Origin of the sequence: Pseudomonas sp. TTU2014-080ASC (genome assembly GCF_001446935.1) — a bacterium.
GTDB lineage: Bacteria > Pseudomonadota > Gammaproteobacteria > Pseudomonadales > Pseudomonadaceae > Aquipseudomonas.
This window is the reverse complement of sequence record NZ_LKKK01000001.1, coordinates 102,678-127,018: the sequence shown is the minus strand read 5'-3', so window position 1 is coordinate 127,018 and position 24,341 is coordinate 102,678. Positions and strand designations below refer to the sequence as shown.

Below are 24,341 nucleotides of genomic sequence, written 5' to 3'. Positions count from 1 at the left end.
GCAAGCCTATGCCCCCGAGCAGAAGCGCAACTTACGACACACGCTTTGCGCGTGGCCTTTGAGTTTCGTGGCTGTCCGCAGCAACTGATGTATCACTCTGACCAAGGTAGCCATTACACCAGCATCGAGCACCGCCAAATGTTGTGGCGTGATCGGATCAGCGGAGCAGGGGCGCCGAGTCACTGGCCGGATAAACCTAAACCAGTGTCCAGAATTCATTGTTCACAACAGGAACTACCCAGGGATTGTATGACGCGAGCTATCCCTAGGTGCCGTAAGTGAAAGCGGATTAGTCGGGGTAATCCGCGGGTCAGTGGTGACTACTAGCAAGAGCTATCGGCGCAGGTACGCTGCGAAATCAATGTCACCCGCTGACAGAATCGCCTGCACGCGGTTGTGTACGTTGAGCTTGCGCAAGATCGCTGATACGTGAGCCTTCACTGTGGTTTCTGCGATGTCGAGGCTGTAGGCGATCTGCTTATTCGACTCGCCCTTGGTCATGCGTTCCAGTACCAGCAGCTGCTTACGGGTCAGCGCTTGCAGTAGCTCCGGCGGGAAGCTCTGGTGATCTGGATTACTGCGTGTTGAGCCAGACTTCTGGGTGCGGATGATATCCGGCGGCAGGTAGACGTTACCATTGAGTATCTGCTGGATAGCGTCGGTCATCTGGTTACGTGGCGAGCTCTTGGTGATAAAACCGACTGCGCCGTAAGTGATGGCTTGAAGCACGATTTGCTTGTCCTGCTCGGCAGAAACAATCACCACAGGAATGGTCGGGGCTTCGTTACGCAGGTTGATCAGACCATTGAGACCATGCATGCCAGGCATGTTCAGGTCGAGCAGGATCAGGTCCAGATCGTCGTGCTCATGAGTCAGTGCCAGGGCACTGTCCAGGTCTGCCGTTTCCATTATGGTGCTGCCTGGAAAACCGTCGGCGATTACGCTGCGAATCGCCTCGCGAAACAGCGGATGGTCGTCGGCAATCAGAATCTTGTACATGGCCTTGCCTCTGGTTGTTGTGGTTGTGGCATGGATGCTGTTTTAGAGGTTGTTCAGTGTCCGGGAGTTACAGCAACAGGGTGGGCGGGCGTCAACGGCAGGCCTGCTTGCTCCCAGGCATCGATACCATCCCGGTACCAGTAAAGGTTGCTATACCCCAGTTGATGGGCGCGTTTGACCGCATTCCAGCCCAGCCAGCAGTCTGAGCGGCAATAGAAGACCAATGGCCAGTCTTTGTTACCCAGGCTGATTCTTTCCAGATTGTCTTCGAAATACTGCTGCCAGCGCCTGTCCAGTTCACCTAAACCGGTGTTGGCCAGCCAGGTACTACCGGGGATATTGGCGTGAACTTCATCTTCAATAAATTGCCCGTGCAGCCACTGACGTCCGTATACGTCGATCAGTGCCGGCGTCTGCTCGTTGAGCAGGCGTTGTAGGCTTGCTGTATCCAGGGTTCGGGCAGGCGTGGCCTGTTCCGGTGTAGGGCTGCGGTAATGACTGCTGCGATAACCGTCTGCATTGAACAGCTCAGGCGCGGCAGGCGCTGGAGCGGCTGCGAGCATGCAGGCAAGCAGTGAAAGCCCGGTAGGCAGGGGCAAGCGGAGCTTCATTACCTTACATCTCTATTCTTTTTGTACAGGTATTACAGGGCAAAGGGAGGGCTTTGGGAATCCTACAATAGACAGCAAAAGCAGTACTAAAGTAGTAGTTGCGGGTGTGGAGCAGCGCATGCGCTAAGGCTGGGACGCTGTTGGAGCAGGTGACGCTGTGCAGCGCACATCAGCCCTGCGCCATTTCAGCGCTCTGCTTCGTCTTTACGTTCCTGCTCGGCTTCACGCTGCTTGATGTTTTTGAGTTGCTCATCGGTCAGCGGCAAGGGTTTGGCAGTGCGCAGCAATACGGTCAGGCCGCCGACAATTGCTGCCAGCGACAGTAAGATCAATAGCCCTAGGGACCAAGTCATTGGATTTCCTCCTGAGTGTTCTATTCACCATAGCCGCGTTTAACAGGGCGGGCCGACCTTGCGTCAGCCCGCCGGTTGCTCAGCGGCGTACCTGTTTTAGCGTCTCTGCGATCATAAAGGCCAGCTCCAGGGACTGATCGGCATTCATGCGTGGGTCGCAGTGGGTGTGATAACGATCAGACAGGCCAGCCTCAGTAATCGGGCGCGAGCCGCCGGTGCATTCGGTGACGTTCTGCCCGGTCATCTCAATGTGGATGCCACCGGCATAACTGCCTTCTGCCTGGTGCACGGCAAAGAACTGTTTAACCTCGGTGAGAATCTGCTCGAACTCGCGGGTTTTGTAGCCGCTGCTGGCTTTGATGGTGTTGCCGTGCATGGGGTCCGAACTCCACAGCACCTGACGGCCTTCACGTTGCACCGTCTGGATCAGGCGGGGCAGACCTGCTTCAACCTTGTTCGCGCCCATACGCACGATCAGGTTGAGGCGGCCCGGATCGTTGTCCGGGTTGAGAATATCGATCAGGCGAATCAGCTCTTCGCTGTCCATGCTCGGGCCGACTTTAACCCCGATCGGGTTGCCTACGCCGCGCAGGAATTCAACATGGGCGCCGTCGAGTTGGCGGGTACGGTCGCCGATCCACAACATGTGCGCTGAACAGTCGTACCAGCCACCGGTGAGGCTGTCCTGACGTACAAAGGCCTGTTCGTAGTTGAGCAGCAGCGCTTCATGGGCAGTGAAGAAGCTGGTTTCACGCACTTGCGAGGCACTGTCCATACCGCAGGCACGCATAAAGGCCAGGGTTTCATCAATGCGGTCGGCCAGTTGGCTGTACTTCTCGCTCAGTGCCGAGTTGGCAATAAAGTCGAGGTTCCACTGATGGACCTGATGCAAATCGGCAAAGCCGCCTTGGGCGAAGGCGCGCAGCAGGTTAAGGCTGGCGGTGGACTGGTGATAAGCCTGCAGTAGGCGCTCCGGGTCCGGCACGCGGCTGGCTGCATCAAAGCTGATGCCGTTGACGATATCACCGCGGTAGGCGGGCAGGGTTACGCCGTCGACAGTTTCATCGTTGGCCGAGCGCGGTTTGGCAAATTGGCCCGCCATGCGACCCACTTTGACCACCGGGCAGCCTGCGGCAAAGGTCATAACAATGGCCATTTGCAGCAGCACTTTGAAGGTGTCGCGAATCTTGGCGGAGCTGAATTCGGCAAAACTCTCAGCGCAGTCGCCGCCCTGCAGCAGAAATGCCCGGCCTTGAGTTACTTCGGCAAACTGGCGGCGCAGTTCCCGGGCCTCACCGGCAAACACCAACGGCGGAAAGCCCGCAAGCGTGCGCTCAACTCGCGCCAGCTGCTCAAGATCAGGGTATTGCGGTTGTTGCTGGATCGGTTTGCTTCTCCAGCTTTCAGGGCTCCAGGCGTGCGGCATAAAAGTTCTCGGTGTCAGTCCGTTAGGCGAATGGGCCATTCTAACGGATAACCAAGACTGATAGGCGGCACGCCTGGTGCAGGCATCAGGCTAACGCTGGCTGTAGCCCTACGGTTTGATTGCGTGGCTGTACCTGTTGGCTGGGCAGGAAGCGCCCGAAGTCCTGAGTTTTACCCAGCGTGTCCGGGTATCCCTGTTCGCGTTGGTAGGCGATACGGCCATTGATCAGCGTAGCTTCAACTGCGGCGTCGTTACGTTTGACCACGCGCATCATACCCAGCACCTCCATGGGCGCTTCGTGCATCTCATCCAGCTCATCGGTCAGCCCTTCAGGGTTAACAATGACCAGATCAGCGCGGTCGCCAACACGGATATAGCCTGCATCCACGCCAATAAAATCAGCCAGCTCACCGGTCAGGCGATGCACCGCGTGGCCCAGCTCCATAAACGGAGCGCCTTCTAGCTGAGCGTCGCGCACATATTTAAGGAAGCGCAGAGGGAAGTTGTATTGGGCGATGGAGCGCAGGTGCGCACCGGAGTCGGCAAAGCCCGGCTGGGTCCAGGGGCTGGCCAGTAGTTGGCGCATGATTGGGATGCGTACGTTGCCGTAACAGGTCGTCCATTTGAGGTCTTCGCGGTACTGGCAGGCCAGTTCGAAGTAGGCGTCCACCGGATCCAAGCCTCGGTCTTGGCCGAGCTGTTTGAAGTTTTTGCCAATCATGCTTTTGTCCGGACAGTCGATCACCCAGCAGTCGGAGAAATCGCGGTGCCACAGACCTTTGGTGAGGACTGCTTTGACCTGCTTCTTAAACAAGCCACGGAACTCAGGGTCTTGGACTTTGCTGTAGAGCTCGTCCGGGTCTTTGATGTTGCGCAGGATTTCCCCGGCTCCAAACTCCTCAAAGGCGTTCACGTTCAGGCCTTCGAGGTGCAAGTTGAAGGGCGCAGGCAGCGTCTGCCAGCGGAAATGCCCGCGCAGCACTTTGTTGGCCAGCCAGCCCGAGGCGCGGGTGATGCGGTGCAGGAACGGCTGGGCTTTGAGGTCCAGCGCGGTCAGCATTGAGCACTTCAGCGGCTTGCGGAACCAGCCATGGGCCTGCCACAGGAAGGCGAAGACGTTAACCTTGGTGACTGCGTTTGGCGCACCCTGCAGGACCGCGCCGCGACGACGGAGGATGGCAAACAGTCGGGAGAACTCCTTCCACGTGGCGAAAGTGGAGGGCAGTGGGCTGGACCAAGCACGGTCTCCATCCATTTTGTCCAGGCGCGTGGTCATGACTGACAAGCCAATGCAACCGGCGTCGAGGGCTTCTTCCAGCAGTTCTTCCATGCGCTGCATTTCTGCTTCAGTCGGTTTGATCCGGCTGGTGGCGCGTTCAAGGCCCATCACCGCAACGCGCAGTTCGGAATGACCGAGGAAGGAGTTGACGTTCGGGCCGAGCGCAAGTTGCTCGTAGAAGGCGCGGTAGCCTTTGGCGTCGCGCCAGGTTTTCTTTTCTTCGAGGATCGGCAGCACGTACTCACGCGGTACGGCTTCAACCCGGGTGAACAGATCGGAGCAGTCGATCGGGTCGGCCAGCACCATGCTGATCGAGCAGGAGCCGATGGTGACGGTGGTTACACCATGGCGCACGGACTCTTTCAGAGCCGGTGCGGCAATTACTTCAGCGTCGTAATGCGAGTGGATTTCTAGAAAGCCCGGTGTGATCCACTTGCCGCTGGCGTCGATCACGTTAGGGCAACCGCTCTCATTCAGCGGGCTCAGGCTGAGCACATCAATGCGGCCGTTTTTGATGCCGATATGGCGAATCTGACCGGGTTGATTGCTGCCATCGAAATACAGGCCGTTTTTAATAATGATGTCGTGGCTCATATCAGCCTCCATGGGGCAAGAAGCAAGCCGCCGGTGACCAGCAGCAACAAGTAAATCGCAATGCGAAAGTGTTGTTCATTGAAACGTTTGTGCAAGCGCTCGCCGATCCATACACCTACCAGCAACAGCGGGGCATAACTGAGAATCTGCGGCAGGGCTGGCTTCAGACTGCCATCGAGCAGGAAGCAAATCGTCAGCAAGCTGTTAAGGGTGAACCAGACGCTGACCAGCGTGGCTCGCAGACGGGCCTTGTCGAGTTGGGTGCCGGCCAGTGCGAACACCAGAAGCGGACCTCCGGAGGCAAACAGACCGTGGCTGATCCCCGCGCACAGGCTGATGATGCGGTTCAGCCACATGGGGCGTGGCACCTGTACAGCGTTGCGTTTCATGCGCCACAGCTCGCGGGCGGCAAACCACAGCACAAGAGCCCCAAACAGGTGTTTCGCCAGTGCCGCATCCAGCCACGGCAAAATCGCATAGCCAATCAGGGTACCCAGCACCATGCCGGGCAGTATCATGCCCAGCAGCAAGCGCCGATCGATCTGTTGGCGGTGCCGCCAGACCAGAAAGCCGGTCATGCAGATATTCAGGGGAACAAGAACAGGCAGGAGTTGATCGATAGGCAGCAACAACGCGCCCAACGATAAGGCGATTACGATGCTGCCGAAGCCAGTGATGGCTTCCAGCGTATAGGCCAGCAGAATAAAACCTGCCAGAGCGATCCAGGCCATCTCCATCAGAGCATCTCCCCGGCAAAGCGCTCGCTCATCTTGCGGTAATACAGACCGGGGGCGATGCGCCAGAGCAAACTGGCCAGCCAGCTGCCACGGTCTGGGAACAGGCGTTCGCAACCGTCTTTATGGGCTTTGAGGATGCGGGCTGCCATCCAGTCTGCCCCGCGAATCTTGCCGATGGTTGAGCGCTTGTGCTGCGCCGCTCGGCCATCCGCGCCGAGTGCGTTCTGTTCAATGGGGGTGTTGAGAAAGCTCGGATACACCAGCAGCATGTCGATGCCGTCCTGCTTTACTTCAGCGCGTAGCACTTCAAAGAATTGGCTCAGGGCACTTTTCGCGGCGCAGTAACCCGCACGGCCCAGCACTGGCATCCAGCCTGCCATGGAGCCGATGGCGATAATCTGGCCACGGGTCAGTTGCAGTAAAGGCAAGGCGCGTAGGGTCAGCTCGGCGGGCGCGTGGTAATCCACGGCCATCACCTTGCGGAAGACACTAGGGTCGGTACGGACAGTAGGTGAGCGATGGGTGATTCCCGCATTGTTAATCAGCACATCGAGCCGCCCGTAGTGTTCTTCGCAGGTGCGTATCAGGCGCTTTTGTACGCTCTCATCGGTGATGTCGCCGCTGACGGCAATCACGCGTTCATCACCCAGCGAGGCTACGCGCTCGGCCAGGCAATCGGCATTCATGTCGCTGAGCAGCAAACCGTAGCCTTTTGCGTGATAGACGCGTGCAAGTTCCCAGCCGAGGCCGCTGGCGGCCCCGGTGATCAGTGCAATTTGCATCAGTGACTGCCTTGATTAATCGAGGTAGGTGTAAGGGCTGCGGCAGGTGCTGAGCGTGACCAGTACAGCGCCAGGACCAGGCCGGCCAGCAGTTGCCAGCAACCCCAGAAGGCCGCGATCAACAGCATGCCGCCAGCCTGTGGGAAGAAGGTGAAGATCAGCGCCATGCCCAGTGCTGAGTTATGGATGCCGGTTTCCAGAGTGACCGCGCGTACATCCGCAGCAGGCAAGCGCCACAGCCGGGCGCAGATGTAACCCAGCGCCAAGGCCATGGTGTTGAGCAGCACCACCAGCCAGAAGAACAGGTGGAAGTGCTCCAGAAACTGCTCGTAGTTCTTGATAAAGGCACCGCCAACAAAGGCAATCAGCACCAGTAAAGAGAAGTGGCGCAACGGCCGTTCCAACTTCTGCGCCAGCAGCGGGCGAATCCGGCCGATAAACATCCCCAGCGCCATGGGCAATACCAGCACTAACAGCACCATCAGCAGCAGGCTGATTGGGTCAACACTGATCTCGGTAAGCAAGGCACGGGTCTGAGGGTTCAGGCCCGCATACAAGGCGAAGTTAAGTGGGGTGAAAATCCCCGCAGTAACGCTTGACACTGCCGTGACACTGGCCGACACCGCAACATTGCCGCGTGCCATCCAAGTCATGATGTTGGAGAAGGTACCGCTTGGGCAGGTGGCGACCAGAATCATCCCCATAGCCAGTGCAGGATCAATGGGCAGGAGGATGGTCAGCAGGCAGGTCGAGGCTGGCAACAGCACGAACTGAACCAGCATGCCGATTAGCGGAGCCTTGGGCGCAAGCAGGATGCGCTTGAAGTCATCCATGCGCAGCTCAAGGGATACACCAAACATCATCAGCGCGATGATGGCGTTGAGGCCGATCATCGCGCTGGGGGAGAACTCAAGGTTGACGGCAGTCATTGCGGATTACCTGATGCATGCAAGGTTTATAGGTGTTGTTATTTTTTTAATTCAGCAATCTGCTGTTTGAGTGTGGCCCGGTAAGTGTCTTTGTGCACGTAATAGGCCATTCGATCAAGTTTCAGGTACTTGTAGCCGCCATCCTCACGTTGATTGCAGCCTTGTTCGACCTGTTGGCGGAATGCCCGGGCTGCCTGCGGATTGGTCTGTTGCTGACGGATAGTCAGTGCCACCAGTTCGGCCTGCTCATCTCGCCCCTGCCAGCCGAGGCCCGAGGCCTCCACCATGCCCATCATGAACAGGTCATCGTATTGCGGATGGAAGATGTTCAAGTACAGCTGCGGCGCGCCGGCACCCTCCGGCCAGTTCAGATGGGCACGGTCAATAAAGGGGTAATTCAATTTGTAGCCGGTGCCTTGCAGAACCAGATCGTACTCAGCTGTCTGTCCGTCGCTGAATGTCACTGTGTTTCCTTCAATACGCGAGACATCCTTACGGGCTTTGATATCGCCATGGGCGAGGTAATGCAGTACCAGTGAGTTCATCACCGGATGTGACTCATAGAGCTTGTAATCAGGATCAGGCAGGCCGTACTGGGACGGCTTACCCACCAGCGTGCGCACCAGCAGGCCGTCGACAAATTGTTTGAGTGGGCGGGGTAGTTTTACCGCTCCGCCCAGTGTGTCGGTAGGGCGACCAAAAGCGAACTTGGGCAGGAAGTAGTAGCCGCGGCGTACCGAAATATCGACTGATTTGGCGCGGTGAACGGCATCAACGGCAATATCGCAGGCCGAGTTGCCACAGCCGATTACCAGAACGCGCTTGCCACTGAAAATGTCAGCCGAGCGATAGTCGCTGGAATGCATCAGCTCGCCGCTAAATGTGCCGGGCAGGGCAGGTTGGTTTGGGGTGTGCAGGGTGCCGTTGGCAATCAGTACACCATCCACCAGCCATTCACGCTGCTGGCCTTCGGTCTCGCTGATCAGCTTCCAGCCTTTTTCCAGGCGCTCAACGCTGACCACGCGGGTGTTGAATTGGTAATGCTTGTACAGATCGAAGTGTTTCGCGTAATCGCGGAAGTAACGACGCATCTCGCTGTGATGCGGGTAGGTGGCCACATCATCAGCAATCGGGAACTCGGTAAACTCTGTGGTGCTTTTGGATGAAATCAGGTGTGCTGAGTCGTACATGGTGCTGTGAGGGTTATCGATATCCCACAGACCACCCACATCGTTGTGCTGCTCGAAACCCACAAATTCGATACCGTACTTCAGCAACTGTCGGGCAGTGCAAAGGCCCATTGGACCTGCGCCGATAATGGCATGCATGATGACCTCACGATCCGTTGTTGTTTTTTTGTGGATTGCCGACTCTGCGATCCAGTCAGCGCTGCGACAAATTATCGCGTGACCTGGGGTGGTGAGCTCAATGACAATTGGCGACTTTCGCCTGGCCAAAATGGTCAGGGATGTCATGGTGGAGTGATGTGATGCCGGGTTTACCCCCAGTCGATCAAATGCCTGAACCGGTACTGATTGCTGAAGTGCATGATGCGTTCGGGGTTATCCAGGTGGTCGAAATGGGTGCTTACCGCTTTCTCGAGTTTGGCGAAGCCATCGAGCAAAGCTGCACCTTTATGCCTGACCCAAGCTGGCTGGAATATGACTACACCCGCGCCATGCTGATGGCCGCGCTGGCCTGCGAAGCGCCGGAAAGCGCTCTGTTTCTGGGCTTGGGCGCAGGCAACCTGACCCAGGCGTGCCTGAAGTTCCTGCCGCTGGAAGATGTTGAGGTGATTGAACTGCGCCCGGAAGTACCGCGTCTGGCAATGGAGTACATGGGCCTTGAGGATGATCCACGTCTGACCATTCGCATCGGCGATGCTGTCGAGTTGCTGGATAGCGCGGAGAAAACTGACCTGCTGTTTGTTGATCTGTACAACGATCACGGACCGTCCAGCGGGCACCTTGCGTGGAAGTTTCTCGAAAGCTGCCAGCAGAAGCTCAACCCCGGTGGCTGGCTGATCATCAACCAGTGGGCCAGCAATGACGGCAAGCCACTGGGCGCAGCTCTGCTGCGCGGCTTATTCCACCGCCATTACTGGGAGTGTCCGGTGAAAGAGGGCAATGTGGTGCTGATGGTGCCGGCTGATCTTGATCAGAGTCTGGACCTTGAGTGCCTACGCCAGCGCAATGAGGCGCTGGCGCCTAAGTTCGGCTATTCCCTGGAATCCCTGATCAGAAGTATCCGTCAGGCCAGCTGATCAGCGTCCGCGGAACACACCTGGACGGCGCTCGAGCATTGCCTGCTGGCCTTCCCGGGCGTCTTCACTGGCGAGTAAACGACTGGCAACAGCCGGCAGTGCGGCACTTGCCGCCGCTTCGCCTTCCATCACTGCCTGCCTGGCCGACGCTAATGTGGCACGAACACCTAACGGTGCTTGTGCAGCGATACGCTGTGCGAGCTTGAGGGCGGTAGGCATTAGCTCTTCTGTGGCCAGTACTTCCTGCACTAGCCCCAGGCGATAAGCCTCGTGGGCGTCAAAGGCATCGCCAGTGAGCAGCCAACGCATGGCGTTGCCCCAGCCGGCAATCTGCGGCAAGCGGAGGGTGGCTCCGCCGAAAGGCAGAATGCCACGTTGCACTTCCATCTGAGCAAAGCGGGTGTTACTGGCGCATAGGTTAATATCCGAGGCCAGCATCAACTCGATGCCGATGGTGTAGCAATAGCCCTGAGCCGCGACAATCACCGGTTTGGTCACGCGTTTGCCGCCAAAGGTCCCCAGCGGGTCATATCCGCCTTCCGGAATCGCCCAACCAGCGGCCAAATCGTCGGCAATGCTGGTCAGGTCCAGTCCGCCGGTGAAATGCTCGCCATGGGCGAATAGCAGTGCTACACGGGCCTCTTCATCGCGCTCAAATTCGCCATACGCCAAGGCCAGCTCATTGAGCATGCTCATGTCGAAAGCATTTCGTTTGCTGACACGGTCAAGGCCGATAAGCAGGACATGCCCTTGTTTTTCTCGGGTGACACGTCCCTCTGTGTGGGTGCTCATGGCGCGATGTCCTCAGGAGTGAGATTTTTTGTATATGGCTTACAGGTATTAATAGTTTTTGAGCCTACCGCATTGCCTGTTTAATTTCGCAGGAATTCAACACATCGGCCAGGATTTCCGGTATAGTGTGCGCCGGTCAAAACTTGGCCACGTTCAGGTAGCGCAAATCGCCCGGGGGCAAAACTCCGGCAGCCAGTCCGCCACGGACTATCCTTGACGATTCACTTATCACCATGTTTTCGCAAATCCCCGCCGACAGAGCTGCCAGGGTGACCTTTGGGTCGTACACGGCATGCGCAGCTTTGGAATATGGGTCTTTTGCGGATGTATTTAAGGCAGACCCATGACCCAGGAAATCGGCGGCTTCGCCGCACTCGGACTTCACCCCAGCATCGTCGCTGCTCTGACCGCCATTGGATATGAAGAGCCGTCGCCTATTCAGGCGCAGGCTATTCCGGTCATCCTCTCTGGCCGCGACATGATCGGACAAGCTCAAACCGGTACCGGCAAGACCGCTGCATTTGCTTTGCCTCTGCTGACTAAAATTGATGCAAGCAAGCGTGAACCTCAGGCGCTGATTCTGGCGCCGACCCGCGAACTGGCCCTGCAAGTGGCCACCGCGTTTGAATCCTACTCCAAACAAATGCCTGGCCTGAATGTGGTGGCGGTATACGGTGGCGCGCCGATGGGCCCGCAACTGAAAGCCATCCGTCAGGGGGCTCAAGTGATTGTGGCAACGCCGGGACGTTTGGTGGATCACCTTCGTCGCGACGAAAAGATGCTCTCGACCATCCAGTTCCTGGTGCTGGACGAGGCAGACGAGATGCTCAAACTGGGCTTTATGGATGACCTCGAAGTAATCTTCGAAGCCATGCCGGCCAGCCGTCAGAGCGTACTGTTCTCGGCCACCTTGCCACATTCGATTCGCGCCATTGCTGAAAAGCACCTGCGTGAACCGCAGCACATCAAAATCGCTTCTAAAACTCAGACCGTGACGGCCATTGAACAAGCACACCTGATGGTCCATGCCGACCAGAAGCACGCTGCCGTTCTGCGCCTGTTGGAAGTAGAAGAGTTTGATGCGCTGATCGGTTTCGTGCGCACTAAGCAAGCCACTCTGGATCTGGCCGCTGCCCTTGAAGCCAAAGGCTATAAAGCCGCTGCGCTGAACGGTGACATCGCCCAGAACCAGCGTGAGCGCGTAATCGACTCGTTGAAAGACGGTCGTCTCGACATCGTAATTGCGACTGACGTTGCAGCCCGTGGTCTCGACGTGCCGCGTATCACCCACGTAATGAACGTGGACATGCCGTACGATCCGGAATCCTACGTACACCGTATCGGCCGTACTGGCCGGGCTGGCCGTACCGGTCGTGCACTGCTGCTGGTAACTCCACGTGAGCGCCGTATGCTGCAGGTAATCGAGCGTGTCACCGGGCAGAAGGTGGGTGAAGTCAAGCTGCCGAACGCCCAGCAAGTACTGGATGCCCGCATCAAGAAGCTGACTGCAAGCCTGGCTCCGCTGGTTGCTGATGCTGAAGCGACTCATGGTGATCTGCTGGATCGCCTGACCGCCGATATCGGTTGCAGCCCACGTGCCCTGGCCGCTGCACTGCTGCGCAAGGCTACCAACGGCCAGGCGCTGAGCCTGGCTGAAGTGGAGCGTGAGCAGCCGTTGGTGCCGGGCGGCCCGCGTGAGCGTTCAGAACGCTCTGAGCGTGGTCCGCGTCCTGAGCGCGAAGGTGGTCGTGAGCGTCGTGCGCCAATGCCGCTGGCAGAAGGCCGTGCGCGTTGCCGTACTGCGTTGGGTGCTCGCGATGGAATCGCCGCTAAGAACCTACTCGGTGCAATCCTCAACGAGGGTGGTTTGGCACGTGAAGCAATCGGTCGTATTCAGGTACGTGAGAGCTTCAGTCTGGTTGAGCTTCCAGAAGACGGCCTGGACCGTCTGCTGGCCAAGCTGAAAGACACCCGTGTAGGTGGCAAACCGTTGAAGCTGCGTCGCTATCGCGAAGACTGATTTCTACGGCGTTAAGAAAAAGCCCTGCTTATGCAGGGCTTTTTTTTGTCTGAGTAGTGGCAATCCGCTTTGCCTTTGGCTGAGGGGGCGACTCCTGCCGTCCGTGCAGAAACTGGGCACATCCAGTAGCGTTTAGTGGGTGGCAATGGCCTGTTCAAGCTGGGGCGGTTCCATCAGGGCGAATGCGCTGCGCATTTCACGTGTTTCTTCACCGGGGCTACGACCAAATAGCCGCTTGAACTCGCGGTTGAACTGCGATGGGCTTTCATAGCCGACTCGTGAGGCTGCACCTGCGGCGGTTAGATTGTCGCGAATGAGCATCAGTCTGGCTTGGTGTAAGCGTACCGATTTTATGTACTGGATCGGGGACGTAGCGGCCACCGCTCTGAAATGAGCATGGAACGCCGAAACACTCAGGCCGGCCTCGCGGGCTAGTCCGCTGACATCAAGTGGCTGCGAGTAGTCGCTGTGGATGCGCTGCAATGCCCGGGCAATTCGCCCGAAATTTCCTTGGTAGGCCAGAGCCGCGCGAATGGCGCCACCTTGTTCACCCATCAGGATGTGAAAACACAGTTCTCTGATAATAGAGGGTCCCAACATACTGGACTCAAGCGGTGAACGTAGGGTGCGCAGGAGGCGTACGGTGGCGTCTGCAAGCGTAGCGTTAAGCGGTGTAGAAACAATCCCGGCTGGTGCTGCAGGCGCTGGGGCTGAGTGTTTATCGAGTTCGAGTACCAGATCGGCGACGGCCATCAAATCCAACCGAATGGACACTGCCAACAGGGGCTCTTCAGGACTGGCATCCGTTTCGCTGGAAAACGGCAGCGGCACTGATAAGACCAAATAGTGCTGGGCATCGTAATGATAGACCCGGTCAGCTAAATAACCGCGTTTGTGTCCTTGGCAGACGATCACGATACTCGGCTCATACAGCACAGGTGTACGGTCAAGCGGGCGGTTTGCACGCATCAGGCGTACGCCGTCGAGTAATGAGCGGGTATAGCCTTCGTGCGGTGCCAGTTGCCGGATCAGGCTTACCATCTCTGATTGACGCGATAGTTCAGGGGAGGATGTCTGCACGGCCTAGGCTCCTGAAAAAGAGTAAATGTATAGATTTACCCTTTATAAATCTCATATTTGCTGAAAACGAGTAGGATTAGGCAATCATTGAAGAGTTATCGGCCTATCCCGCCATGGCTCCGCTACCTACGATTTCGACCTGTTCATTAAGCGTCTGGCTTGCTCATAAAGGCCAGGCAGTGACAAGGAGAAATCATGAAACTCACCGTATTGGGAGACCCTAAAGTCATCATTCTGACCGGGGCCAGCAGTGGGATTGGCGAGGCAACAGCGCGCTATCTAGCCCGGCAGGGCCACTTTCTTTATATCGGCGCTCGCCGTCTGGAGCGTCTGCTCAAGCTACAGACTGAGCTGCGCGCTGAAGGTTGTAAGGTCGTGGCGATGGACTTGGATGTCACGCGCCTGGAAGGGCTTCAGCGCATTGTGGCTAAAGCGCTGGATGATCACGGCCGGGTAGATGTGCTGATTAATAACGCGGGCATTATGCCGCTGTCGCCCTTATCAGCTTTAAAAGTCGCCGAGTGGGATCAAATGTTGGACGTTAATGTGCGTGGCGTCCTGTACGGCATTGCTGCTGTGTTGCCTGTCATGCAACAGCAAGAGCAGGGGCACATTATCAATATCGCTTCAGTTGGTGCGCACCGGGTCTGGCCATCATCAGCCGTGTATTGCGCCAGCAAGTTTGCGGTTCGGGCTATTTCCGATGGCCTGCGTCAGGAAACCGAGACCATAAGGGTGACACTGATAACTCCGGGTGTGATTGAGTCCGAATTAGCTGATCACATCACCGACGAATCTGCGCGGTTGGCGATGCAGGAGTTTCGTCGCGTTGCCTTACCCCCAGAGGCGGTTGCACAGGCTATCGCCTATGCCATTGCGCAGCCGGATAGCGTGGATTTGAACGAGATCATCGTTCGCCCAACCGCCAGCCCGCACTGAGTGCCGTAATTTTTGTGCCACCTGCCACCAGGCTCTGCAAATCTGGATGTATCCCGTCTGGTTGCAGTAGCCCGTTTTAACAGGCGGCTGCACGTTGCAGGCTGCAGGGAAGGGAGTTGGTGGCTGTATCTGTTACTTCACAGGAGTATTTTCAATGCACGACACAGCATCCGCAGCCAAGGTCTGGTTCATCACTGGTGCTGCCAGAGGGATTGGTCTCTCGTTGGCTCGACAAGCTTTAGCACGCGGCGATTGCGTAGTTGCCACGTCACGTTCGATGCAAAGCCTGGTAGAGGAATTCGGCCCTGCTCATGAGCGTCTGCTGGTGTTGGAGGTGGATTTGATCAACGAGGCGAGTGTCCGCAGGGCAGTGGAAGCTTCCGTGGCCGCTTTCGGAGGTATCGATTGTGTGGTGAATAACGCTGGTTACGGGCAGCACGGAACGATAGAGGCACTGCGCGATGCAGAACTGCGCAGCAACTTCGACGTAAACCTGTTTGCGCCTTTACACGTACTGCGTTGCGTCTTGCCGCATCTGCGGAAACAGCGAACTGGCCACATCTTCAACATTGCTTCCATAGTTGGATTTCAGGGCGGTTATGCCGGTTGGGGCAGTTATGTGGCTTCGAAGTTCGCTTTGGCTGGTTTGACGGAGGCGCTGTCAGCTGAGTTAGCGGAGCTTGGCGTTCGCGCGACGGTGGTTTACCCAGGCCCGGTACGGACTGGCTTTCTCTCAAGGGAGCGCTTGGCGGTTGCACAGCGATCAATTGATGAATACACACAAGCTCAGGCCTCACTTGATCTGCACTTGAACGGTTTGGATGGCAAACAGGCTGGCGATCCTGAGAAAGTGGCTGCTTTGATACTTCAAGCCTCTGAGGTGGCCGAGCCACCGTTGCATCTGTTCGCAGGCCGGATCGCCAATGTTTTGGCTGAACAGAAAATTCGGGGGGTGTTAAATGATTTAGATGCGTGGCGAGCCCCATCTGACGCAACCGATTTTATTGACGAAGTCGAAGGCCCGACTGTTTAACGGTTGCAGCGCTGCACAGGATGCCCTGAGGGGATGGGCGTGCCGGAACTTGAGCTGACCCATGGTTATTTGGAGGCTCAGGGAGTGGGCAATGCAAGAGGCGTTGGTAGGGGCTTGCATTGCACCACGGTCTGATTGGATTAACTGAAGCTGTAAATGTCCATTCCCAAAGTGGCGAAGGTGAAGCCGGCATGCTCGATCTTGAAAACATCGCCTGCGCCCAAGGCAAAGTAGAGCGGCAAGAAGTGCTCATCAGAGGGATGGCTGCGCACCGCGTTGGGGGCCAGCTTGCGATAGTCGAGCAGGGCTTGGATATCACCTTCCTGTAGCTTTTCTACGACCCAATCACGGAACGCCTGAGCCCAAGGCTCGACTGCTTCCGGGCCTGCGAAGCGATCCAGATCACGCAGGTTATGGGTGATGCTGCCGGATCCAATCAGCAGAATGCCTTGCTCTCTCAGTGGTTTTAGTGCTTCCCCGATGCGTTTGATCAAGCCTGTGTCCTGCGCGCTCGGTAACGATACCTGCACCACAGGAATGTTTGCCTCGGGGTACATCAGGCGTAGTGGTACCCAAGTGCCATGGTCAAATGGACGCTGTGGGTCAGGTTTGGCCGGTAGGCCCGCATCATTTAAACGTTGAACAATATCGTCAGCTAATTGCGGATTCCCGGGAGCAGGATACTGCAGCGCGTAAAGCTCAGGCGGAAACCCCCCAAAGTCATGCCAAGTATGCGGCTGGCTACTGCTGCTGACCCGCAAATCTTGTGATTCCCAGTGTGCTGACATTACGACGATCGCTTTAGGGCGTGGTAAATGCGCCGCCAGTCTGGCGAGCGCTTGACCTGTTCCACCCGGCATTAGAGCGATCATCGGTGAGCCGTGTGAAATAAACAGGCTGGGCATTAACATGTCGCTTTACTCCATCAGTGATGCCTTATTTTCAGCGAGCAGCGGCTTGCGTTAAAGCTGAATAATTTGAGGATTACTATCGTTAATTTTAATTAAATGCCTTCATCAGGCTGAATGGAGCAGGTATGGACGCAGATTTCTGGCATCGCCGCTGGGAGCGCAGTGAAATTGGTTTCCATCAGGGCGAGGTCAATGCCTATCTCCAGCGTTATTGGTCAGTGCTGGATCTGCAACCTGGCGCTGAGGTGCTGGTGCCGTTATGTGGCAAGAGCCTGGACCTGCTCTGGTTGGCCGGGCAAGGCTTTCAGGTTGTTGGGGTCGAGCTGTCCCAAGTGGCGATTGAAGATTTCTTCAAGGAGCAAAAGCTCAGTGTGAGCGCGAGGGCGGTTGATGGGTTCAAGCACTACAGCGCTGGCAATGTACAGATCTATTGCGGGGATTTTTTTGCACTTGAAGCTCAGCACGTGCAGCAGTGTCGGGGGTTTTACGATCGCGCTGCATTAATTGCATTACCGCCACCTATGCGAGAACGCTACGTTCAGCATTTGAGCATGATATTGCCGCAGGGTTGTAAGGGACTATTGGTCAGTTTGGATTATCCGCAGGAGGAAATGCCCGGTCCTCCGTTTGCTGTCAGTTCACAGGAGGCGGATGAGCTCTTCGCAGCACAGTGGGAACTTAAAAGGCTGCTGCAGAAGGATGTGTTGGGGGAGAACTGGCGTTTCTTGAAGCGGGGGCTGACTCGGCTCGAAGAGAGTGTTTATAGCCTGTGTAGGCGTTGAGAGGGTTTTACAGGCAAACAAAAGGCGGCCAGCAGGCCGCCTTGTTGTGCTCTGGGATTAGCCGCGCTGACGCAGGGCTTCGATACGATCTTCCAGCGGCGGGTGGCTCATCAGCAGACCGGCCAGGCCGTTCTTCAGGCCACCATTGATGCCGAAAGCAGTCAGGCTGCTAGGCATGTTCACCGGCACTTCCTGCTCGGCACGCAGACGTTGCAGAGCAGCAATCATCGCGCCAGTGCTGGCCAAGCGAGCACCGGCTTCGTCAGCCTTGTACTCACGCTTACGGGAGAACCACATGACGATGATGCTGGCCAAGATGCCCAGAACCAATTCAGCGAAGATGGTCGCAACAAAGTAGCCGATACCCTGGCCTTCTTCGTTTTTCAGGATCACCTTGTCCACGAAGTTACCGAAGATACGGGCGAAGAACATGACGAAGGTGTTCACTACGCCTTGAATCAGCGCGAGAGTTACCATGTCACCATTGGCAACGTGGCCAATCTCGTGTGCCAGCACTGCACGGACTTCGTCCGGAGAGAAGCGCTCCAGCAGGCCCTGGCTAACGGCAACCAGTGCGTCGTTCTTATTCCAGCCGGTGGCAAATGCGTTGGACTCATAGGCCGGGAAGATCCCTACTTCCGGCATTTTGATACCGGCTTCACGGGACAGCTCTTCCACAGTTTGCAGCAGCCACTGCTCATGACGGGTACGCGGCTGGGTGATGATTTCAGTTTTGGTGCTCATCTTCGCCATCCACTTGGACAGGAACAGCGAAACCAGCGACCCGGCAAAGCCGAACACGGCGCAGAAAACCAGCAGGCTTCCGTAGTTCTGGCCTGTGAAGCGGTCAACCCCGAGCAATTTCAGGGTGATGCTGGCAATGATCAACACCGCAATGTTGGTGGCCAGGAACAGCATAATGCGCATCATGGTGTGTAGAGACTCCTCACGGGTGAAACTATTGGTTATTGCCGGCTATATAAGGGCGGCTACCCCGGTTCTTCAACCGAGCTTCTATTTCAAACTATGTCGTTTGAGCTGACCAGCGTGCTTTCAAACAGAAGGCGGGTGAGACGTGCCACACGCTCACTGTTACGCTGAGCCAGGGCGTCGCGTAACTGAAATGCCAGTGTAGCCCTTGTTCTGCGTACGCTGGGGGGAAGTTCCTGCGCCGGGTCGATGGCATGTGGCACGCCTCGGGTCAGTCGCATGAAGGCTTTCTCAGTCAGAACGGCCTGATCCAGAGCGTCGTAACCGATCGTCGAGTCAAAGCGGATATAGCCTTCCTCCGCCAGCCACAGCAGGGCACCGAGGCAACTCTGGTGGCGCGGCGTAGGCAGGCCAAATTCATCCGGTTCTTCGCGGCCGATCAAGTCTTCAACATAAAGTGCCGTTTTGCTGGGAAAGGCCTGATACAAGGCCAGCAGACCTGCGGCGGCGTCTTTATAGAAGTCGTCAATCTGCAAATCCATCAGGCTGTTTCCGTTACTGATCGTATGAGATAACCGGTGCAGGTGTTCCTGCACCGATTGTGAGTGGCTTACTGCTTGTAAGTTCTCAGGAAGCTGCCAATGCGGGTGATGGCTGCTTCCAGATCATCAACCCGGGGCAGGGTGACCACGCGGAAGTGGTCAGGCCATGGCCAGTTGAAGGCAGTGCCCTGAACGATCAGCAGTTTTTCCGAGAGCAGCAGATCCAGCACAAACTTCTCGTCGTTGTGGATCGGACAGATTTTTGGGTCGATTTTCGGGAAGGCATACAGTGCGCCCATTGGCTTCACGCAGCTGACGCCCGGAATGTCATTGAGCAGCTCCCACGCGCGGTTGCGCTGTTCAAGCAGGCGGCCGCCGGGCAAGACCAAGTCGTTGATACTTTGATAGCCGCCCAGAGCAGTCTGGATCGCGTGCTGGCTCGGCACGTTCGCACACAGACGCATGTTGGCGAGAATATCGAGGCCTTCGATGTAGCTCTTGGCTTGATGTTTCGGACCAGAGATTGCGATCCAGCCAGAGCGGAAACCAGCCACGCGGTAAGACTTGGACAGACCGTTGAAGGTCAGGCAGAGCACATCCGGCGCCAGCGAGGCGGTGGAAATGTGCTGCGCTTCATCGTAGAGAATCTTGTCGTAAATCTCGTCCGAGAACAGCACCAGATTGTGCTGGCGTGCCAGCTCCACGATATCCATCAAGACTTCTTTGGAGTAGACAGCGCCGGTCGGGTTGTTCGGGTTGATCAGCACCAAAGCCTTGGTGTTAGGGGTGATCTTCGCCTTCATGTCGGCGATATCCGGGAACCAGCCGGCCTGCTCGTCGCACAGATAGTGCACTGGGTTACCACCGGCCAGCGCCACAGATGCGGTCCACAGCGGATAATCAGGAGCCGGGATAAGGACTTCGTCGCCGTTGTTGAGCAGGGCCTGCATGGCCATGACAATCAGTTCGGAAACGCCGTTGCCCAGGTAAATATCTTCGATGCCGACGCCTTCTACCTGCTTTTGCTGGTAGTACTGCATCACGGCTTTGCGTGCACTGAACAGCCCTTTGGAGTCGCTGTAACCTTGGGCAGTAGGCAGGTTGCGGATTACGTCTCGGAGAATTTCGTCAGGCGCTTCAAAACCAAACGGAGCCGGGTTGCCGATGTTCAGCTTGAGGATTCGATGTCCTTCTTCCTCCAGGCGTTTGGCGTGCTTGAGCACCGGCCCGCGGATGTCATAACAAACATTGGCGAGCTTGTTGGATTTGCTGAACTGCATGATAGGGTCCTGAAATAAGGAAATACCGCACTTCAACCAGGGGCGCAGGTCTGGAAACTGCCGGGCGGCGATGCCGGCCCGATACCTAGTGCTGCCGAGCCTTGGCAGGTTGGGGTGCGGGTGACAGACTGAGCGCGAATGATACGTTGCAGTCCGCCCTTGGCAAAGGTGCAGTGCGGGCTTTTTTCTGTTGAGGAGTGACCCATGGATAAATTGGATAAGCCGCTGGATGCCTGGCGTGAAGAGCTTTCCGAGGAGCAGTTTCATATTTGTCGGCTTGGCGGAACGGAACGGGCGTTCACTGGCAAGTACCATGACAGCAAGGTCCCGGGTATTTACCACTGTGCCTGCTGCAAGACGGCTCTGTTTGATTCTGATGCCAAATATGATTCTGGCAGTGGCTGGCCCAGCTATTTTCAGCCGGTTGATGATCAGGTAATCCGCAGTGTGGATGACTTCAGCCACGGTATGCACCGCATTGAGGTGAAGTGCGCCAAGTGCGATGCCCACCTCGGTCATGTGTTTCCCGACGGCCCGGCACCGACCGGACTGCGGTATTGCATCAACTCGGCCTCACTGAATCTGGTGGAGCGAACCGATTAGGACACGCCGCGGAGCTGCGCTGCATACCGTTAAAGACGGGCCCGCTATCAGCGGGCCTTATTTTCATTAAATTAGATTGTGCAAAATTTAATTGTTAGCTAGCTTTACCTGATCAAACAAGCAGAGGTAGCAGCATGAGCACCCAACTCCTGGATATACCGATCACCGCGATCAACGGCGAGCAGAAGACACTTGCAGACTTTTCAGGCAAAGCCTTTTTGGTCGTTAACACTGCCAGTAACTGCGGCTTTACCCCGCAATACAAAGGTCTGGAGCAGCTGTGGCAGCGTTACCGGGATCAAGGGCTGGTGGTACTTGGTTTTCCTTGCAACCAGTTCGGCAAACAGGAACCGGGTGATGAGGCAGCGATCTCACAGTTCTGTGAGTTGAACTTTGGGGTTAGCTTTCCACTGTTTAAGAAGATTGATGTCAATGGCAGCCAGGCCCATCCGCTGTTCTCTGCCCTTAAAAAACGTGCGCCAGGTGTGCTGGGCAGCCAGGCAATTAAATGGAATTTCACCAAGTTCTTGTTAAGTGGCGATGGCAGGCGCGTTACCCGTTTCGCTCCACTGAGCAAGCCAGAAGATCTGGTGACTGAGATTGAAGCACTGCTCAAATGAGTGATCTGAACAGCGTCAGCCCGTTGCTGCAGTTGGATAATCAGCTGTGCTTTAAATTGTATGCCGCCTCACGCCTAGTGATCCGCGCGTACCAGCCGATGCTGGCTGAATTGCAGCTGACATACCCGCAATACCTGGTTTTACTGGTGCTGGGTGAATGGTATGTCCAAGCGCCGGAGCAACCGACGGTTAAGGCATTGGGCAGGCGTCTGCTGTTGGACTCAGGTACGTTGACGCCGCTGCTTAAACGTCTGCAGAGCCAGGGGCTGCTTATGCGTCAGCGTTCGTCTGTGGATGAGCGTGAGGTTCACGTGCGCCTCAGTGACAGCGGCTGGGCGCTCTACCAGCGTGTACAAGTGCTCAAGCAGCAACTGCTGTGCGAGCACGATGTAGACATAGAAGCGCTGGCGGACTTGCGCGGCCAATTGGATGGCTTGCTCAGTCAGCTTGGTGCAACCAATGACTGAGCAGAGATGCCAATTCATCCTTGCGGAATGGTTTGGCCAGATAGTCGTTCATGCCCGCATTTTCGCAGCGCTCGCGTTCGTCAGAGAGTGCATTGGCGGTTAGAGCAATGATCGGCAGGTCTTTGAACTCTTCGCGCTGGCGAATTTGTCTGGTGGTCTCATAGCCATCCATTACCGGCATATTGCAATCCATCAGGACCAGATCAATTTCATGCTTGTTCAGCAGGCGCAGGGCTTCGCCGCCGTGGTTGGCCAGCAGAATCTGATAACCCAACTTATTCAGCATGCCTTTGGCAACCAGTTGGTTGACTGGGTTGTCTTCTACCAATAACAGCGTGAACTGCTGTTTTTTCTGGGGCTCAATTGTTGGGTTGGGGAATGGATCTTCACCTCGAGCCAGACAGCGCTCCAGTGCTTGCTGCAAGGCCTGGCGGCTCAAGGGGCGGGCTAGCTGAATGACTGGATTCAGGTTGGCAACTTGCTGAGGAGTCAGGAAATGGCCGTAGGCACTGACCAGAATGACTGGCAGACGGCTGTCTGCACGCAGTTCGGCCAGTCGCTGCGGACAATCGGTGATGACCAGATCGGCCGTCAGGCGATTGAGCTTGCTGTTGTGGTCCAGTTGCTCGTAATCAAGCCCCCAGCTTGGCAGCAGGCTGGCTAATTGTTCGCTGAGTCCTGAACTGCCTGGGCTCAGCACTACAACGCGTCCCTGCAGCGAGGGTAAAGGCAGTGCAGTACTTTGCGGCTTGAGTGGAAGGTCGACATAGAAGGTGCTGCCAAAGCCTTCCTGTGTTTTCAGCCTGAGTTTGCCCTGCATGGCTTCACACAGGCGACGAGTCAGCGCAAGCCCCAGACCAGTACCGCCGTATTGCCGGGTGATGTCTACGCCTGCTTGAGTGAAAGGCTGGAAAATCCGTGTCTGGGCCTCTTCGGCAATGCCGATGCCGGTGTCACGGACAATAATCTGTACGCCGGTTGCGCTGCTGTTGACGCTGATGTCGACCCGTCCGAAACGGGTGAACTTGAGGGCGTTGGATAGCAGGTTGCTGACGATTTGTCGGACACGGGTCGGGTCACCAAGCAGTAACGGCGGCAGATACGGATCAATCAGACAGGTCAGCTCAACGCCTGCTGCGGTGTTTTGTGACAGCAGACTGGCGGTTTCTTCGACAATGCCCCCCAGGTCAAACGGTATTTGCTCAAGCTCCAGCTGACCGGCTTCAAATTTTGAAAGGTCGAGGATGTCGTTAAGCAACTCAACCAGAACCTTGCCCGAGTTGTGGGCAATCGACAGCTGCTGGCGTTGTTCATCGCTGAGCGGGCCGTCCAGAGACAGCGCGAGCATGCCTAGCAGGCCATTTAAGGGGGTGCGGATTTCATGGCTCATGTTGGCCAAAAAGGCTGAGCGGGCCTGGGCCATGTCCAGCGCCATGCGCTTGGCATCCTGCAGCTCGCGGTTGGAATCGAGCAGGCGGCGGTTGGCGGCTTCAAGCTCCTGAGTGCGGGAGGAGATCATATCTTCCAGCTCAGTCAGGTAACGCGTCAGGCGGTTTTCCGCTTGTTGGCGTTGCTCAATTTCAGTGGTGATACTGCTCAGCTGACGATTGGTTACGTCAACCAGTACGCCGATCTCATCGCGCTCATGGCCAGGCGGGTAGGGCAGTTTCTCCGCATTGGGATCACGTAGATCACGTTCACTGAGGGAGCGAATAAAGCCCGTTAGCGGCTTGGTCAGCATGAAATAGAACATCACCAGCAAGATCAGCGACAGCAGCAGGCTGCGGGTAAAGCCGGTGGCCAAGGTCAGCATTGAACGGCGCAGAAAGTTGCTGCCATAGGCGTAAGTGTCGACTTCAAGCACCAGCTTGCCCAGCGCTTCGTCTGGGGCGTGGTTGATATAGAGGGTGCTGACAAACAGGCGGCGTTGGCCAAACAGAAAATCACTAAGCGGTCGGTAACTGCTCTGCATCATCGGTCGGCTGACGCTGGCTAGGACTTGCTGAGTGTTATCAATCACCTGAGCGCGGACCACAGCAGGCGAACGCAGCAGGCCAAGGACCAGCTCTTGGGCCAGTTCGGCGTCAATGTTGTACGTGATGCGGGCGGCGGGGTTGTGACTGATGTCCATCAATGCATTGATTTCACGATTGATGGAGGCATCTTCACTGGCGTAATCGATGCTTACTTGCACCAGGCTGAGAACGGTACCGAGGATAAAGGCCACCAACACAGTCAAGCCTGCCTGCTTGTATGACAGGCGTTGAGTGAGTGCGATATCCATAACGGTATTGTTTTATCCCTTTCCCAGTGAGCGTGTAGCATAGCCGATCTGCATGGGGCGTCGGCAGCCCGAACCTTGGCAGAAT

The 24,341-nt window shown here is 56.6% G+C and carries 24 protein-coding genes and 1 pseudogene; 9 read left to right on the top strand and 16 right to left on the bottom strand.

The genetic code is table 11. The features are described from left to right. Positions 1 to 30 precede the first annotated feature (30 nt). Positions 31 to 159 (top strand): annotated as a pseudogene (locus tag AO726_RS21355) (IS3 family transposase); the annotation flags it as partial. A 174-nt stretch (positions 160 to 333) separates the two neighbouring features. Here the strand turns inward: AO726_RS21355 and AO726_RS00600 are convergent. From AO726_RS00600 to AO726_RS00565, 9 genes are all read right to left on the bottom strand, one after another. Further along, complete coding sequence (locus AO726_RS00600) at positions 334 to 999, bottom strand: response regulator transcription factor (protein ID WP_058066119.1); 666 nt, start codon at positions 997 to 999, stop codon at positions 334 to 336. Positions 1,000 to 1,052: 53 nt separating this feature from the next. Beyond that, complete coding sequence (locus tag AO726_RS00595; RefSeq protein ID WP_058066118.1) at positions 1,053 to 1,610, bottom strand: PQQ-dependent catabolism-associated CXXCW motif protein; 558 nt, start codon at positions 1,608 to 1,610, stop codon at positions 1,053 to 1,055. A gap of 185 nt (positions 1,611 to 1,795) precedes the next feature. After that, the gene (locus AO726_RS20810; RefSeq protein WP_082629015.1) at positions 1,796 to 1,963 is read right to left on the bottom strand and encodes a DUF2897 family protein; all 168 of its coding nucleotides are present in this window, start codon (positions 1,961 to 1,963) and stop codon (positions 1,796 to 1,798) included. Between the two features lie 79 nt (positions 1,964 to 2,042). Next, a complete protein-coding gene (locus tag AO726_RS00590) occupies positions 2,043 to 3,389 on the bottom strand; it encodes a class II 3-deoxy-7-phosphoheptulonate synthase (protein WP_058066117.1) in 1,347 nt (448 codons plus the stop codon). Between the two features lie 85 nt (positions 3,390 to 3,474). Then, the gene (locus AO726_RS00585; RefSeq protein WP_058066116.1) at positions 3,475 to 5,262 is read right to left on the bottom strand and encodes an N-acyl-D-amino-acid deacylase family protein; all 1,788 of its coding nucleotides are present in this window, start codon (positions 5,260 to 5,262) and stop codon (positions 3,475 to 3,477) included. After that, on the bottom strand, positions 5,259 to 5,999 hold the full coding sequence (locus AO726_RS00580) for a sulfite exporter TauE/SafE family protein (RefSeq protein WP_058066115.1): 741 nt from the start codon (positions 5,997 to 5,999) through the stop codon (positions 5,259 to 5,261). Before AO726_RS00580 ends, AO726_RS00585 begins: the two co-directional genes overlap by 4 nt. Further along, a complete protein-coding gene (locus tag AO726_RS00575; RefSeq protein WP_058066114.1) occupies positions 5,999 to 6,781 on the bottom strand; it encodes an SDR family NAD(P)-dependent oxidoreductase in 783 nt (260 codons plus the stop codon). The genes AO726_RS00580 and AO726_RS00575 overlap by 1 nt, the downstream gene beginning before the upstream one ends. Next, the gene (locus AO726_RS00570; protein ID WP_058066113.1) at positions 6,781 to 7,710 is read right to left on the bottom strand and encodes a bile acid:sodium symporter family protein; all 930 of its coding nucleotides are present in this window, start codon (positions 7,708 to 7,710) and stop codon (positions 6,781 to 6,783) included. The genes AO726_RS00575 and AO726_RS00570 overlap by 1 nt, the downstream gene beginning before the upstream one ends. 38 nt (positions 7,711 to 7,748) lie before the next feature. After that, positions 7,749 to 9,038, bottom strand: a complete 1,290-nt coding sequence (locus AO726_RS00565) for a flavin-containing monooxygenase (RefSeq protein WP_058066112.1) — start codon at positions 9,036 to 9,038, stop codon at positions 7,749 to 7,751. 161 nt (positions 9,039 to 9,199) lie between these two features. On the opposite strand from AO726_RS00565, the gene AO726_RS00560 reads away from it, so the two are divergent. Continuing rightward, positions 9,200 to 9,973: a spermidine synthase gene (locus AO726_RS00560; protein ID WP_058066111.1), complete on the top strand. Its 774-nt coding sequence runs from the start codon at positions 9,200 to 9,202 to the stop codon at positions 9,971 to 9,973. Here the strand turns inward: AO726_RS00560 and AO726_RS00555 are convergent, their stop codons facing one another. Next, positions 9,974 to 10,765 (bottom strand): crotonase/enoyl-CoA hydratase family protein, encoded by a 792-nt coding sequence (locus AO726_RS00555; RefSeq protein ID WP_058066110.1) that lies wholly within the window; start codon positions 10,763 to 10,765, stop codon positions 9,974 to 9,976. Between the two features lie 343 nt (positions 10,766 to 11,108). Here AO726_RS00555 and AO726_RS00550 point away from each other — a divergent pair, with 343 nt between their 5' ends. After that, positions 11,109 to 12,785: a DEAD/DEAH box helicase gene (locus AO726_RS00550; RefSeq protein WP_058066109.1), complete on the top strand. Its 1,677-nt coding sequence runs from the start codon at positions 11,109 to 11,111 to the stop codon at positions 12,783 to 12,785. A 132-nt stretch (positions 12,786 to 12,917) separates the two neighbouring features. Here the strand turns inward: AO726_RS00550 and AO726_RS00545 are convergent, their stop codons facing one another. Beyond that, complete coding sequence (locus AO726_RS00545) at positions 12,918 to 13,826, bottom strand: AraC family transcriptional regulator (protein ID WP_058066108.1); 909 nt, start codon at positions 13,824 to 13,826, stop codon at positions 12,918 to 12,920. Between the two features lie 234 nt (positions 13,827 to 14,060). Here AO726_RS00545 and AO726_RS00540 point away from each other — a divergent pair, with 234 nt between their 5' ends. Beyond that, positions 14,061 to 14,804 carry an SDR family oxidoreductase gene (locus AO726_RS00540; protein ID WP_058066107.1) on the top strand — a complete coding sequence of 248 codons (744 nt, stop codon included), beginning with the start codon at positions 14,061 to 14,063 and terminating at the stop codon, positions 14,802 to 14,804. A 94-nt stretch (positions 14,805 to 14,898) separates the two neighbouring features. After that, positions 14,899 to 15,837 carry an SDR family oxidoreductase gene (locus AO726_RS00535; protein WP_241492032.1) on the top strand — a complete coding sequence of 313 codons (939 nt, stop codon included), beginning with the start codon at positions 14,899 to 14,901 and terminating at the stop codon, positions 15,835 to 15,837. Positions 15,838 to 15,977: 140 nt separating this feature from the next. Here the strand turns inward: AO726_RS00535 and AO726_RS00530 are convergent, their stop codons facing one another. Further along, positions 15,978 to 16,748 (bottom strand): DODA-type extradiol aromatic ring-opening family dioxygenase, encoded by a 771-nt coding sequence (locus AO726_RS00530; protein WP_058066105.1) that lies wholly within the window; start codon positions 16,746 to 16,748, stop codon positions 15,978 to 15,980. Between the two features lie 125 nt (positions 16,749 to 16,873). Between AO726_RS00530 and AO726_RS00525 the strand changes: the two genes are divergently transcribed. Continuing rightward, positions 16,874 to 17,530: a thiopurine S-methyltransferase gene (locus tag AO726_RS00525; protein ID WP_058066104.1), complete on the top strand. Its 657-nt coding sequence runs from the start codon at positions 16,874 to 16,876 to the stop codon at positions 17,528 to 17,530. 57 nt (positions 17,531 to 17,587) lie between these two features. Here AO726_RS00525 and htpX read toward each other — a convergent pair whose 3' ends face one another. The 3 genes from htpX to AO726_RS00510 all read right to left on the bottom strand — a co-directional run bounded on the left by htpX (position 17,588) and on the right by AO726_RS00510 (position 20,282). Further along, positions 17,588 to 18,460 (bottom strand): protease HtpX, encoded by an 873-nt coding sequence (htpX, locus tag AO726_RS00520; protein ID WP_058066103.1) that lies wholly within the window; start codon positions 18,458 to 18,460, stop codon positions 17,588 to 17,590. A gap of 89 nt (positions 18,461 to 18,549) precedes the next feature. Further along, positions 18,550 to 19,002 carry a hypothetical protein gene (locus tag AO726_RS00515; protein ID WP_058066102.1) on the bottom strand — a complete coding sequence of 151 codons (453 nt, stop codon included), beginning with the start codon at positions 19,000 to 19,002 and terminating at the stop codon, positions 18,550 to 18,552. 68 nt (positions 19,003 to 19,070) lie between these two features. Then, complete coding sequence (locus tag AO726_RS00510; protein ID WP_058066101.1) at positions 19,071 to 20,282, bottom strand: pyridoxal phosphate-dependent aminotransferase; 1,212 nt, start codon at positions 20,280 to 20,282, stop codon at positions 19,071 to 19,073. Positions 20,283 to 20,486: 204 nt separating this feature from the next. On the opposite strand from AO726_RS00510, the gene msrB reads away from it, so the two are divergent. The 3 genes from msrB (at position 20,487) to AO726_RS00495 (ending at position 21,972) form a co-directional block, all read left to right on the top strand. Continuing rightward, on the top strand, positions 20,487 to 20,885 hold the full coding sequence (msrB, locus tag AO726_RS00505; RefSeq protein ID WP_058066100.1) for a peptide-methionine (R)-S-oxide reductase MsrB: 399 nt from the start codon (positions 20,487 to 20,489) through the stop codon (positions 20,883 to 20,885). Positions 20,886 to 21,019: 134 nt separating this feature from the next. Then, positions 21,020 to 21,505, top strand: coding sequence for a glutathione peroxidase (locus tag AO726_RS00500; RefSeq protein ID WP_058066099.1), 486 nt, complete (start codon positions 21,020 to 21,022; stop codon positions 21,503 to 21,505). Continuing rightward, positions 21,502 to 21,972, top strand: a complete 471-nt coding sequence (locus AO726_RS00495) for a MarR family winged helix-turn-helix transcriptional regulator (protein WP_058066098.1) — start codon at positions 21,502 to 21,504, stop codon at positions 21,970 to 21,972. Before AO726_RS00500 ends, AO726_RS00495 begins: the two co-directional genes overlap by 4 nt. On the opposite strand, the gene AO726_RS00490 is transcribed toward AO726_RS00495, so the two are convergent. Continuing rightward, a complete protein-coding gene (locus tag AO726_RS00490) occupies positions 21,944 to 24,256 on the bottom strand; it encodes a hybrid sensor histidine kinase/response regulator (protein ID WP_058066097.1) in 2,313 nt (770 codons plus the stop codon). The two genes, AO726_RS00495 and AO726_RS00490, sit on opposite strands and share 29 nt — an antisense overlap. Positions 24,257 to 24,341 lie beyond the last annotated feature (85 nt).